Genomic DNA, 13,328 nt, shown 5'->3' on the forward strand with positions numbered 1-13,328 from the left:
CATGCAGGTAACCATGACCGTCAACGGCGAACCCGTCACCGCCGACGTCGAGCCTCGGATGCTGCTGGTGCACTTCCTGCGGGATCAGTTGCGGCTCACCGGCACCCACTGGGGTTGTGACACCAGCAACTGCGGAACCTGCGTCGTCGACGTCGACGGCGTCCCGGTGAAGTCCTGCACCATGCTTGCGGTGATGGCGTCCGGGCACAGCGTGCGGACCGTCGAGGGACTGGCCGGGCCGGACGGATCGCTCGACCCCGTGCAGGAAGGCTTCATGCGCTGCCACGGCCTGCAATGTGGTTTCTGTACACCGGGAATGATGATCACCGCCCGCGCCCTGCTCGACCGCGACCCCGACCCCGATGAGGAGACCATCCGGGAAGCGATCTCCGGGCAGATCTGCCGCTGCACCGGCTACACGACCATCGTGCGTTCCATTCAGTGGGCCGCAAAGAACTCTCAAGCGGAGGCCCCGACGTCATGACCACCTTCAAAGACGAGGCGTCCCGTCCTCCGTCACCGGAAGACACCGCGGACAACGACCAGAAGCCCTGCGGCTACGGGCGGATGCTGCGCAAGGAGGACCCACGATTCATCCGGGGCCGCGGCCGTTACGTCGACGACATCGCGCTGCCGGGCATGCTGCACCTGGCGATCCTGCGTTCGCCCTACGCGCACGCGAACATCGTCAGCGTCGATGTGACGGCGGCGCAAGCGCATCCGAAGGTCAAGCTGGTGGTGACCGGCGCCGCGCTGGCCGAGAAGGGCTTGGCCTGGATGCCGACGCTGTCCAACGACGTGCAGGCCGTGCTGGCTACGGACAAGGTGCGCTTCCAGGGACAGGAAGTGGCTTTCGTCGTCGCCGAAGACCGTTACTCGGCTCGCGACGCGCTGGAGCTGATCGACGTCGAATACGACCCGCTGGACCCGGTCGTTGATGCTCGCAAGGCGTTGGACCCGTCCGCGCCGGTGATCCGCACCGACCTGGATGGCAAGACCGACAACCACTGCTTCGACTGGGAGACCGGTGATGCGGCCGCCACCGACGCCGTGTTCGCCAAGGCCGATGTGGTGGTCAAACAGGAGATCGTCTACCCGCGGGTGCACCCGGCGCCGATGGAAACCTGCGGCGCGGTAGCCGATTTGGACCCGGTCACCGGAAAGCTGACATTGTGGTCCACCACGCAGGCGCCGCATGCGCACCGCACGCTCTACGCCCTGGTTGCCGGCCTGCCTGAGCACAAGATCCAGGTGATCTCGCCCGATATCGGCGGCGGCTTCGGCAACAAGGTGCCGATCTATCCGGGGTACGTCTGCGCTATCGTCGGGTCGCTGCTGCTGGGCAAGCCGGTGAAGTGGATGGAGGACCGCAGCGAGAACCTGACCTCCACCGGCTTTGCGCGCGACTACATCATGGTGGGCGAGATCGCCGCGACCGCCGACGGCAAGATCCTGGCGATCCGCTCCAATGTGCTCGCCGACCACGGCGCGTTCAACGGCACCGCCGCCCCGGTGAAGTACCCGGCCGGTTTCTTCGGCGTGTTCACCGGCAGCTACGACCTCGAAGCGGCGTACTGCCACATGACCGCGGTGTACACGAACAAGGCGCCCGGCGGGGTGGCCTACGCGTGCTCCTTCCGGATCACCGAGGCGGTCTACTTCGTCGAGCGACTGGTGGACTGCCTGGCGCATGAGCTGCAGATGGACCCCGCCGAGCTGAGGTTGCGAAACCTGTTGAAGCCGGACCAGTTCCCGTACCGGAGCAAGACCGGCTGGACCTACGACTCCGGTGACTACGAGACCACCATGCGCAAGGCGATGGACATGATCGGCTACGATGCATTGCGCGCCGAACAGGCCGCCAAGCGAGAGCGCGGCGAGCTGATGGGCATCGGTATGGCCTTCTTCACCGAAGCGGTGGGCGCGGGACCGCGCAAGGACATGGACATCCTCGGTCTGGGCATGGCCGACGGTTGTGAGCTTCGTGTACACCCCACCGGCAAAGCCGTTGTGCGCCTGTCGGTTCAGACGCAGGGGCAGGGGCACGAGACGACGTTCGCCCAGATCGTCGCCGAAGAGCTGGGCATCCCGCCCGAGGACATCGACGTCGTGCACGGTGACACCGATCAGACGCCCTTCGGGCTGGGCACCTACGGCAGCCGGTCCACACCGGTCTCTGGGGCAGCCGCCGCTCTGGTGGCGCGCAAGGTGCGGGACAAGGCCAAGATCATCGCGTCCGGCATGCTCGAAGTGTCGGTGGCCGACTTGGATTGGGAGAAGGGCAAATTCCACGTCAAGGGCGACCCATCGGCGGCCGTCACCATCCAGGACATCGCGATGCGTGCGCACGGCGCGGGCGATCTGCCCGAGGGTCTCGAAGGCGGCCTCGATGCCCAGGTCTGCTACAACCCGGAGAATCTGACCTACCCGTACGGCGCGTATTTCTGTGTGGTGGACGTCGATCCGGGTACCGGCGTGGTCAAGGTGCGGCGATTTTTGGCCGTCGACGACTGCGGGACTCGCATCAACCCGATGATCATCGAGGGCCAGGTGCACGGCGGCATAGTGGACGGCATCGGGATGGCGTTGATGGAAATGATCGCCTTCGACGAGGACGGCAACTGCCTCGGCGGCTCGCTGATGGACTACCTGATCCCCACCGCGCAGGAGGTGCCGCATCTGGAGACCGGCTTCACCGTGACGCCGTCGCCGCACCATCCGATCGGCGCCAAGGGAATCGGCGAATCGGCAACCGTGGGGTCGCCGCCCGCTGTGGTCAACGCGGTGATCGATGCGCTGGCACCGTACGGTGTTCGGCACGCCGACATGCCGCTGACACCGTCGCGGGTGTGGGAGGCCATGCAGGGCCGGGCGCGGCCGCCGATCTGAGCAACCTAACCATGACCATCAGCGAACGGGCACAACAACTTCACGCCGCGCGCACACCTTTCGTGCGTGCGACGGTGGTGCGCGCCGAGCAGCCCACTTCGGCGTCGCCGGGGGACGAGGCGATCCTGTTGGCCGACGGCACGATCGAGGGCTTCGTCGGCGGCCAGTGCGCCCAGAACTCGGTTCGCAAAGCGGCGCTGGGTGTCCTGCAGGCCGGGGAAAGCGTGCTGTTACGGGTGCTGCCCGACGGCGACGTGCATTTCCCGGAGGCGCCCGGCGCCTGTGTGGTGGTCAACCCCTGCTTGTCCGGCGGATCATTGGAGATCTTCTTAACCCCGCAACTGCCGGCCCCGCTGGTCCGCATTTACGGTGCCACACCGATCGCCGACGCATTAATCCAGATCTGCGGCGTGCTCGGCTATGACGGACGCAGGGACGACGGCGGCGACATCACCCCGGATGACACCAGCGCGGTCGTCATCGCCAGCCACGGCGGCCCGGAAGCCGAAATCATCCGCGCCGCACTGGATAACGACGTGCCCTACATTGGACTGGTGGCCAGCAAGGTGCGCGGTGCTTCCATCCTGTCCTCGCTGGACCTCTCCGAATCTGAACGTGCCCGCGTGCACTGTCCGGTCGGCCTGGCCATCGGCGCAAAGACACCTAGCGAGATCGCGGTGGCGATCGCCGCGGAGCTCATCGCCTCCCTCCGCAACGGCACCCTCGCCCGGCCCGCCCGGGCCGCCGGAGCCACCCGGGAAGCGGTCGACCCCGTGTGTGGCATGACCGTGGTCGTCGGACCCGGCACCGAACATTTACATCTGGCCGGCACGGATTATTGGTTCTGTTGCTCGGGATGCCGCGGCGCGTTCGCCGACCGGAACGGCGTATGACAGTCCCGCGCGTCACCGGTATCGTCCTGGCCGCCGGCGGCTCCCGTCGGCTGGGCAGCCCGAAACAATTACTGCCGTACCGGGATACCACGCTGCTCGGTGCGACGCTGGATGTCGCCCGAGCGGTCGGATTCGACCAGCTGCTCGTGACCCTGGGCGGCGCCGCGCCGCAGGTGCGCGATCGGGTGCCGCTGGAGGGTGCCGAGGTGGTGACCGTCGAGGACTTCGGCAGCGGGTGCTCGGCGTCGCTGAGAGTGGCGCTGCAGCGGGTGAACCCGCAAGCTGCCGGCATCGTGTTGATGCTGGGTGATCAACCCCGGGTAGACCCGGTGACGGTGCGGGAGGTGATCGGCCGAGGGCCGGACGCCGACGTGCTGGTGTGCCGGTACTCCGACGGCATCGGACACCCATTCTGGTTCAGCCGCAACGTATTCGGTGAGCTATCCCAATTGCACGGCGACAAGGGAGTCTGGAAGCTGATCGAGTCGGGTCGGCACCCGGTCGGGGAACTGGCGGTGGCCGGGCCCGTCCCGCTGGACGTGGACACCTGGGACGACTACCGGCGGCTGCTGGCGGCGGTGCCGTCATGACCTTCACCGGCCCCGACGAGGTGATCCGACTCTTCGATGCCCAGGACTATCTGTTGGACACCGGGACCGCGTCGGCGGTCTTTTTGGCCGTGACGCTCGGCAGGCCACTGCTGCTGGAGGGGGAACCCGGCGTCGGCAAGACCACGGCCGCCAAAGCGCTTGCCGCCGTGCTCAATACCAGCCTGGTGCGGCTGCAGTGCTACGAGGGACTGACCGCCAGCGAGGCGCTCTACGACTGGAACTATCAACGTCAGCTGCTCTCCATCCGGCTTGCCGAGGCGCGCGGCACCGGGATCGCCGAAGGCGACCTGTACACCGAGGCGTACCTGCTGGATCGGCCCATCCTGCAGTGTGTGCGGCACCGCGGACCGACGCCCCCGGTACTGTTGATCGACGAAATCGACCGTGCTGATGACGAATTCGAGGCGCTGCTGCTGGAGTTCCTCGGCGAAGCCGCGGTCACCGTCCCCGAGTTGGGCACCTTCGTCGCCGGGCAGCCACCGATCGCGGTGCTTACCTCGAATCGCAGCCGCGACCTGCACGACGCACTGCGACGGCGTTGCCTGTATCACTGGATCGACTACCCGGAGCCGGCGCGGGCGGCCGCGATCGTGCGGCGCACCGTACCCGGGGCCACCGCACCGCTGATCGAACATGCCGCCCAATTTGTCTGTGCAGCCAGAGAACTCGATCTCGACAAGCCGCCAGGAGTGGCCGAGACCATCGATTGGGTCGCGGCCCTGGTGTCGCTCGGCGTGGCCGACTTGGTGGATCCGGCCGCCCTGGCCAGTCTTGGCGCGCTCGCCAAAACCCCCGACGACCGCACTCTGATCAGCGACGCGCTGGTCGACTACAGCCCCACCTGAGAGGACAAGGATGAAGATCGCCAACCAGTTCACCGTCAGCGCACCGATCGAGCAGGCCTGGGATGTGCTGTGCGACCTGGAAAGGGTGATTCCGTTGATGCCCGGCGCCCAGTTCACCGGTCACGAGGGTGAGGAATACCTGGGCAAGGTCAAGGTAAAGGTAGGCCCGGTCACCAGCGAGTTCAGCGGCAAGGTGCATTTCGTCGAGCAGGACCAGAGCCAGTACCGCGCGGTCTTCGACGCCAAGGGCAAGGAGGCACGCGGCACCGGCAACGCGGCGGCCACCGTCACCGCCCAACTGCAGGAGGCGGGGGAGCGCACCAACGTCACCGTCGACACCGATCTGAAGATCGTCGGCAAGCTCGCCCAGTTCGGCAGCGGCATGTTGCAGCAGGTCTCCGAGAAGTTGCTGGGCCAGTTCGTCGAGTCACTCGAAGCCGAACTGGCAGCCCAGAATTCACCAACCACGCCCGCCGAAGAACCCGCAGCCACAGCGCCTTCAGTACAGACACCGACCGCTCCGCCCAAGGAACCCGAGGCGATCGATCTGCTGGAACTCGCCGGCGGCGACCAGATCAAGAAGTACGGTGCCGCGGCGCTGGCCGCGCTGACGGTTCTTGCGTTGCTGTGGGTGTTGCGCCGGCGCCGCTGAACGCGATGACCACCCCGGCCCTGTTGCGGGGCGTCGACCTGGCAGCCTTTGCGGCCGGCTTGGTGGCGCGCCTGCGCCGCGCCGGGGTGACGGTATCGGCCAGCGGCCAGGCGGGCTTTGTACACGCGATGCGAGAACTGCCCCCGCACAACCGATCCGCGCTCTACTGGTCGGCGCGGCTGACCCTGGTGAACCGGGTCGACGAACTGGCGTCGTTCGACGCCGTGTTCGCCGAGGTCTTCGGCGGCGCCGAGTTGGACGGTCGCGAGCAACACCCGCTTCCGCTGCCGGGCCCGCGTACGCCCGCCGCCGGAACCGTGCACCGCGGCGCCGGGCAATCCAGTGTGCCGCAATCCCAGACGCTGCCGTGGGTCACCCGCGGTGGTGCCGACCCCGAGGGCGCCACGGGTCTCCGACTTCCCGATGTGGCGCCCAGTCGCATCGCCGCCCTGGCCGACGAATCGTTCGACCGGTTCGACGCCGACGATCTGCGGTTGCTCGGCTCCTGGCTGGAGGCTTCGGTGCGGCACTGGCCGCAGCGGCGCACCATGCGTGCCGAACTCAACCCGCACGGCGAACGGATCGATCTGCGGGCGACCATCAACGCCTCACGGTCGTCGGGCTGGGAAGTGTTGGCACTGGCCAAAACTCGGCGCCGCCGCCGGCCGAGGCGGGTGGTCCTGGCCTGTGACGTGAGCCGATCGATGCAGCCCTACGCCGCCATCTATCTGCACCTGATGCGGGCAGCGGCGTTGCGGCAGGCGGGCCTGCGGCCAGAGGTGTTCGCCTTTTCGACATCGTTGACGCGGTTGACCGCGGTGTTGTCACACCGCTCTGCGGAGGTGGCGCTGCAGCGGGCCGACGCGAAAGTGGTCGATCGCTACGGCGGCACGTTCATCGGCCGTAATGTCGAAGCTCTGCTGGCGCCGCCGCACGGCAACGCGTTGCGTGGCGCGGTGGTAATCATCGCCTCCGACGGCTGGGACAGCGACCCGCCCGATGCGCTTCGGCACGCCATGGCCAGACTTCGGCGCCGCGCCGAGCTGGTGGTGTGGCTCAATCCGCGCGCCGCTCAGCATCGATTCCAGCCCTCGGCGGGCGCCATGGCGGCGGCCCTGCCGTACTGCGACCTGTTCATGCCCGCACACTCGCTGAGCGCGTTGCAGGAGGTGCTGCAGGCTATCGCCGGCCAGGTGCGGCAGCGCTAAGTCCGGTCCATTGGGCGGACCGCTTCCGTGCAACCGGCTGCGGCGGTAGGAAGGCTGTGGGGCAGGAGCCATTGTGGACTGCGAACGGCTAGCTGAGCGCGTTCGTCGAAAAGCCTGGGGGGCTTCCCTTTTCAGTACGCCTGCGAGTTCGCCGACGATGTCGCTCGCTTTCTTGAAATTCAATTCGCCAAGGACACGACATGACCTCACCAAGCCGTAAACTGCCCGTCATCTTCATCCACGGACTGTGGATCCATTCGGAGGCCTGGAAACCATGGCTCGATCTATTCCAGAGCTGTGGGTATCCGGCTTCGGCGCCGGGGTGGCCCGGTGACGGCGCGACGGTGAGCGAGACGCGCAAGCATGCCGATGCACTCAACGATGTCGGTATCGGGCAGCTGGTCGACCATTACGCCGGCCTCGCCGCGCCGCGGGGGAGAGGGCCTCGGGCGATCGTCATCGGACACTCGTTCGGCGGCCTGATCGCGCAGCTGCTGCTGGACCGTAATATCGCTGCGGCCGCGGTCGCCATCGATCCGGCGCCGATCAAGGGCGTCAAGGTGCTGCCGTGGGCGCAGGTGCGATCGGGATTCCCGATCCTTGGCAATCCGGGGACCTTGCATCGCACGGTCTCGTTGACTCCCAAACAATTCCATTACGCGTTCGGCAACAACCTGTCTAGGGAGGAATCCGATGCACTGCATGCCGCCTACTCCATTCCCGGGCCGGGCAAGCCGCTGTTCGAGGGTGCGGCTGCCAATTTCTCCCGACACGCGCCAAGCGCCGTCAATGTGCTCAACGCCGCACGCGGCCCGCTACTGCTCACGTCGGGAAGCCGGGACCACGTGGTGCCCCTGAAGGTGACCAAGGCGGTCCAGCGCCTGTACGAAAAAGGGCAGTCGGACACCGACTTTCACCTCTTCGAAGGTCGTGGGCACTCCTTGACCATCGACAACGGGCGGAAAGAGGTCGCCGACGTCGTGTTGCGCTGGCTGGCATCAAAGGGACTCTGAGAGAGCCTGCGCCCAGGGTATTCTGCCCAAATGCGGCTCAGCGCCGAAGAATCCGGTGAGCAGCGCACCGTCAGTGATCGGTTGCTGCTCATAGTGGACGCCGTCGCCGCATCGCCGGGCGAGGTCGGGCTCACGGAGCTGGCCAGGCTGACCGGCTTGAAGAAGGCGACCCTGCACCGGCTGGCCACTGACCTGGTGGCGCATCGGTTGTTGGAGCGTGGCAGCCGTGGATATCGGTTGGGCCTGCATCTCTTCGAGTTGGGTCAGCAGGTTCCGGCTTCGCGCCGATTGCGTACCAGTGCGCGGCCCTTCATGTCCGATCTACTGACGGCCACCGGGGAGACTGTGCAGCTGGCGGTCCTGGAGGGCCCAAACGTGTTGTGCATCGAGAAGCTGGCCGGGCGGCGCAGCGTGCAGGCGGGTGCTTCCATCGGCTCGTGGCTGCCCGCCTACTGCACGGCGTTGGGAAAAGTGATGCTGGCCTTCAGCCATGAGGCGGCCGTGCAGCGGACACTGGCCGAACCGATGCCCGCGCGCACCGGCACCACCATCACCGACCCACGGCAACTGGAACGAGAACTGAAGAAGATCAGCGACGCCGGGGTGGCCTACAACCGCGAGGAATGGACAGTCGGAATCGTTTGCGTTGCAGCACCGATCGTGGTGGAGAACTACGTCGGCCGCGACGGCCACCGTGCCGTGGCAGGGCTGTCGGTGACCGGCGCCGCCGGACGTCTGCAGCCGGCCCGCGTCGCGTCGGCGGTACGGACGGCGGCGCTGGCCGTCAGCCGCAGCCTGGGCTACCCACAATTCAAGTGAGCCCGGCCAGTTCCTCATCGGGCGAATTGGCGACCAGCCGGTGTCGGCTGTAGCAGGCGAAGTAGAGCATGAACGCGCCGAATACGGCCAAACAACACACGGTGGCGACGCCGTCGACCAGAAACGTGGCGACCAGCGCCAATGCGGCGATCACCAACGCGAAACCGGTGGTGACCACGCCGCCGGGAGTCCGGTACGGGCGTTCCATCTCGGGCGCCCGTCGGCGCAGCACGATGTGGCTGACCATGATCAACACATACGACAGGGTCGCCCCGAAAACCGCCATGTTGAGCAACAGATCACCCTGGCCCGTCAACGACAACCCGAACCCGATGACTCCGGGCACTATCAGCGCCAGCGTCGGCGCCTTCCGGGAGTTGGTGACGGACAGGACCTTCGGCAGATAACCCGCCCGCGACAGCGCGAACAGTTGCCGCGAATAGGCGTAGATGATCGAAAAGAAACTCGCGATCAGACCGGCCAACCCGATGTAGTTGACGGCCTTGGCCGCGCCACTTGGTCCCAACGCCGCCACCAGCGGGTTGCCCGAAGTCGACATCGCATGCGCCCCACCGGAACCGGTGGCCAGTAGCAGTACCAGCACGCACGTCGCAAGCAACACGGCAAACGCCGCGGTGATGCCGCGTGGAACGTTGCGGGCCGGATCGGCCGTCTCCTCCGCGGCCAGCGGTACTCCCTCGATAGCCAGGAAAAACCAGATCGCGAACGGCAACGCCGACCACAGCCCCAGATACCCGTGCGGCAGGAATGCCGATGCGCCAAGCGAATTCGTGGGCGCGATGTTCGTCAGATTGGCCGCATCGAAGCGCCCGACGGCGGCGACGCAGAAAATCGCGACACCCACCAAGGCTATGGCGGTGATCGCGAACATCACCTTCAACGCCTCGCCGACACCAGCCAGATGGATGCCGATGAACAGGGCGTAGATCGCCAGGTACACATACCAGCCGTCGCGAATGCCGAACAGGCCCAGCGATTCCACATAGGCGCCGATGAAAGTCGCGATGGCCGCGGGCGCGATCGAGTACTCGATCAGCACGGCGGTGCCCGTCGCGAACCCGCCCCAGGTTCCCAGCGCACGCCGCGCGAACGTGTAGCCGCCGCCGGCGGTGGGCAGCGCGGAGGACAACTCGGCCATCCCCAGCACCAACGCCAGATACATGGCGGCGATGACGACGGTGGCGAGCACCAACCCGCCGAAGCCGCCCTGGGCCAACCCGAAATTCCAGCCCGAGTAGTCCCCGGAAACCACGTAGCTGACACCGAGTCCCGCCAGTAGCAACCAGCCGGCGCTACCGGTTTTCAGTTGCCGCTTCTCCAGGTAGGTGCGCGGCTCCGGGTGGCTTTCCACAGCGCTCTCACGTTAGGGCAGGATCGACAGGTATGGATCAGGTATGGGCGAACCGGGCGGGCAGCTCTGAAACCGCCGTCACGCAACGGCACCTGACGCGACTGTGGGGGTTGCCGGGAACGCAGCTAGGCGTGGTGGCCTGGCCGTCGGAGCGCCGGGACCGGTTGTTCGGCACCTGGCATTACTGGTGGCAGGCGCATTTGCTGGACTGCCTCGTCGACGCCCAGCTACGCGATCCGCAGCCGGAGCGGAACACCCGGATCAAGCGGCAGATGCGCTCGCACCGGCTGCGCAACAACTTCTTCTGGACCAACAACTACTACGACGACATGGCGTGGCTCGCGTTGGCGCTGGAACGTGCCACCAAGGTGACCGGTGTGCAGCGCGACCGGGCGCTGCGCAAGCTCGCCGCGCAGTTCGTCGACTCCTGGGCGCCCGAGCAAGGCGGCGGCATCCCCTGGCGCAAGGGCGGCGAGCGATTCTTCAACGCCCCCTCCAACGGCCCGGCGGGAATCTTCCTGGCCCGGTACGGGAACCACGTGCAGCGGGCCGACCAGATGAGCGACTGGATCGACCGCACCCTGATCGACCCTGAGACGCACCTGGTGTTCGACGGCATCAAGGACGGCTCGCTGGTGCGCGCGCAATACACGTACTGCCAGGGCGTGGTGCTCGGCCTGGAGACTGAGCTTGCCAAGCGCACCGGCGCCGAGGCCCGGGAACGGCATCAGCTGCGGGCGCGCCGGTTGGTTGCCGCCGTCAAGGAACAGATGGCGCCATCGGGTGTGCTCAAAGGCGCCGGCGGCGGTGACGGCGGGTTGTTCGCAGGCATCACCGCGCGCTATCTGGCGCTGGTGGCCACCGCCCTACCCGGTGATTCCGGTGAGGACGCCGTGGCCCGGGACACCGCCCGCAACATCGTGCTGGCCAGCGCGAAGTCGGCGTGGGACTACCGCCAGACGGTGAACGGCCTGCCGGTGTTCGGCGCGTTCTGGGATCGCGACGCCGAACTGCCGAGCGCGGGTGGTCAGCAGGCGGAGTTCGTCGCGGGCGCGGTGAACAGTTCGGAGATCCCCGAACGGGACCTGTCGGTGCAGTTGTCAGGCTGGATGCTGATGGAAGCCGCGCACGCCGTAACGGCGGCCGACTAATCGATGCTGGCGTCGGATGACTCTTCCTTTTTCGCGCCCCTGCGCCGCGAGCGGTAGGTCTTCCAGGCGGCGATGAACGCGGGCATCAGCGACACGAAGAGGATGCCCAGGATGATCTTCTCCAGGTTCTGGTGCACGAACGGCACGTTGCCCAGGAAGTAGCCCAGTGTCGTGACGCCGCCGCCCCACAGCGTGCCGCCCACGATGTCGAACCCCAGGAACACCGGGTAGCGCATGTAGGAGATCCCCGCGACCACCGGCGTGAACGTCCGGAGGAAGGGCGCGAACCTGGCCAGGATGATCGCCCAGGGCCCGTACTTCTCGAAGAAGGCGTGCGATTCGGTCACGTAGTGCTTCTTGAAGAACCGCGAATCTTCCTTCTTGAACAGCGCCGGACCGATGCGACGGCCGATGAAGTACCCGGTCTGATCGCCCAGCACCGCGACGACGGCGACGGCGGGGGCCAGCACCCAGATGTCGATGGTCCCCTTCGACGCCAGCAAGCCGCCGGTGAACAACAGTGACTCGCCGGGCAGGAGCGGAAACAGCAGACCGGTCTCGATAAAGACGATGATCAGGATCCCGGGTAACACCGCAGACCCGAAGACGCCGCCGGGGCCCAACCAATACCACGGGTCGAGGAAGTCGCCCAACGCGACAACCGAGGTGCTCATGATGCTTCAACATACCGGCGTTGCAATACTGGGTGGACCAAAGTCTTCGAGGAGGAAGTCTCATGCCCATCGCAACGCCCGAGGTCTACGCCGAGATGTTGGGCCGTGCCAAGAAGAATTCGTACGCTTTTCCGGCCATCAACTGCACTTCTTCGGAGACCATCAACGCGGCCATCAAGGGCTTCGCCGACGCCGGCAGCGACGGCATCATCCAGTTCTCCACCGGGGGCGCGGAGTTCGGCTCCGGCCTCGGCGTCAAGGACATGGTGACCGGCGCCGTCGCGCTGGCCGAGTTCGCCCACGTCATCGCGGCGAAGTACCCGATCAACGTCGCGTTGCACACCGATCACTGCCCCAAGGACAAGCTCGACACCTACGTGCGCCCGTTGCTGGCGATCTCGTCCGAGCGTGTCTCGTCGGGCAAGAACCCGCTGTTCCAGTCGCACATGTGGGACGGCTCGGCGGTGCCGATCGACGAGAACCTGGAGATCGCGCAGGAACTGCTCAAGCAGGCCGCGGCCGCCAAGATCATCCTGGAGATCGAGATCGGCGTGGTCGGCGGCGAAGAGGACGGCGTCGCCAACGAGATCAACGACAAGCTGTACACCACCCCGGAGGACTTCGAGAAGACGATCGAGGCGCTGGGCCACGGCGAGCACGGCCATTACCTGCTGGCCGCGACGTTCGGCAATGTGCACGGCGTGTACAAGCCGGGCAACGTCAAGCTGCGTCCCGACATCCTGGCGCAGGGGCAGAAGGTGGCCGCGGCCAAGCTCGGGCTCGGCGATGACGCGCAGCCGTTCGACTTCGTCTTCCACGGCGGTTCGGGCTCGGAGAAGTCGGAGATCGAGGAGGCGCTGCGCTACGGCGTGGTGAAGATGAACGTCGACACTGACACCCAGTACGCGTTCACCCGCCCGATCGTCGCGCACATGTTCACCAACTACGACGGCGTGCTGAAGGTCGACGGCGACGTGGGTTCGAAGAAGGTCTACGACCCGCGCAGCTACCTCAAGAAGGCCGAGGCGGGCATGACCGAGCGGGTCATCGAGGCCTGCAACGACCTGCACTGCGCGGGCAAGTCCCTCGCCAGTTAGGCCGAGCAGACGCGAAAGCCCCCCCCCCCCCCCGCGGGGGGGGGGGGGGGCGGCGGCCCGCGGGGGTAACTCGCGCCTCTAACTAGGGGGCGGGGCGCGGATGC

At 66.7% G+C, this 13,328-nt stretch carries 13 protein-coding genes; 11 read left to right on the forward strand and 2 right to left on the reverse strand.

Going from position 1 to position 13,328, the window contains the following annotated elements:
* Position 1: 1 nt before the first annotated feature.
* From A9X01_RS11435 to A9X01_RS11475, 9 genes are all read left to right on the forward strand, one after another.
* On the forward strand, positions 2 to 484 hold the full coding sequence (locus tag A9X01_RS11435; protein ID WP_065120891.1) for a (2Fe-2S)-binding protein: 483 nt from the start codon (positions 2 to 4) through the stop codon (positions 482 to 484).
* Complete coding sequence (locus A9X01_RS11440) at positions 481 to 2,889, forward strand: aerobic carbon-monoxide dehydrogenase large subunit (protein ID WP_065120892.1); 2,409 nt, start codon at positions 481 to 483, stop codon at positions 2,887 to 2,889. The genes A9X01_RS11435 and A9X01_RS11440 overlap by 4 nt, the downstream gene beginning before the upstream one ends.
* A gap of 11 nt (positions 2,890 to 2,900) precedes the next feature.
* A complete protein-coding gene (locus tag A9X01_RS11445; RefSeq protein WP_065120904.1) occupies positions 2,901 to 3,782 on the forward strand; it encodes an XdhC family protein in 882 nt (293 codons plus the stop codon).
* Positions 3,779 to 4,372, forward strand: coding sequence for a nucleotidyltransferase family protein (locus tag A9X01_RS11450; RefSeq protein WP_065120893.1), 594 nt, complete (start codon positions 3,779 to 3,781; stop codon positions 4,370 to 4,372). The genes A9X01_RS11445 and A9X01_RS11450 overlap by 4 nt, the downstream gene beginning before the upstream one ends.
* The gene (locus A9X01_RS11455; protein ID WP_065120894.1) at positions 4,369 to 5,238 is read left to right on the forward strand and encodes an AAA family ATPase; all 870 of its coding nucleotides are present in this window, start codon (positions 4,369 to 4,371) and stop codon (positions 5,236 to 5,238) included. The genes A9X01_RS11450 and A9X01_RS11455 overlap by 4 nt, the downstream gene beginning before the upstream one ends.
* Before the next feature lie 10 nt (positions 5,239 to 5,248).
* Complete coding sequence (locus tag A9X01_RS11460) at positions 5,249 to 5,890, forward strand: SRPBCC family protein (protein ID WP_065120895.1); 642 nt, start codon at positions 5,249 to 5,251, stop codon at positions 5,888 to 5,890.
* Between the two features lie 5 nt (positions 5,891 to 5,895).
* Positions 5,896 to 7,098, forward strand: a complete 1,203-nt coding sequence (locus tag A9X01_RS11465; protein WP_065120905.1) for a vWA domain-containing protein — start codon at positions 5,896 to 5,898, stop codon at positions 7,096 to 7,098.
* Between the two features lie 200 nt (positions 7,099 to 7,298).
* A complete protein-coding gene (locus A9X01_RS11470) occupies positions 7,299 to 8,111 on the forward strand; it encodes an alpha/beta hydrolase (protein ID WP_065120896.1) in 813 nt (270 codons plus the stop codon).
* Between the two features lie 30 nt (positions 8,112 to 8,141).
* Complete coding sequence (locus A9X01_RS11475) at positions 8,142 to 8,930, forward strand: IclR family transcriptional regulator (RefSeq protein WP_065120897.1); 789 nt, start codon at positions 8,142 to 8,144, stop codon at positions 8,928 to 8,930.
* On the opposite strand, the gene eat is transcribed toward A9X01_RS11475, so the two are convergent.
* Entirely contained in the window at positions 8,923 to 10,302 is a 1,380-nt protein-coding gene (eat, locus tag A9X01_RS11480) for an ethanolamine permease (RefSeq protein ID WP_065120898.1), read from the reverse strand. The genes A9X01_RS11475 and eat overlap by 8 nt on opposite strands.
* A gap of 32 nt (positions 10,303 to 10,334) precedes the next feature.
* On the opposite strand from eat, the gene A9X01_RS11485 reads away from it, so the two are divergent.
* Positions 10,335 to 11,453 (forward strand): glycoside hydrolase family 76 protein, encoded by a 1,119-nt coding sequence (locus tag A9X01_RS11485; RefSeq protein ID WP_065120899.1) that lies wholly within the window; start codon positions 10,335 to 10,337, stop codon positions 11,451 to 11,453.
* Here the strand turns inward: A9X01_RS11485 and A9X01_RS11490 are convergent.
* Positions 11,450 to 12,127, reverse strand: a complete 678-nt coding sequence (locus A9X01_RS11490) for a DedA family protein (RefSeq protein WP_065120900.1) — start codon at positions 12,125 to 12,127, stop codon at positions 11,450 to 11,452. The two genes, A9X01_RS11485 and A9X01_RS11490, sit on opposite strands and share 4 nt — an antisense overlap.
* A gap of 62 nt (positions 12,128 to 12,189) precedes the next feature.
* Here A9X01_RS11490 and fbaA point away from each other — a divergent pair, with 62 nt between their 5' ends.
* Positions 12,190 to 13,224, forward strand: a complete 1,035-nt coding sequence (gene fbaA / locus A9X01_RS11495; RefSeq protein WP_065120901.1) for a class II fructose-bisphosphate aldolase — start codon at positions 12,190 to 12,192, stop codon at positions 13,222 to 13,224.
* Positions 13,225 to 13,328: the final 104 nt, after the last annotated feature.

Source organism: Mycobacterium asiaticum (assembly GCF_001668675.1).
Lineage (GTDB): Bacteria > Actinomycetota > Actinomycetes > Mycobacteriales > Mycobacteriaceae > Mycobacterium > Mycobacterium asiaticum_D.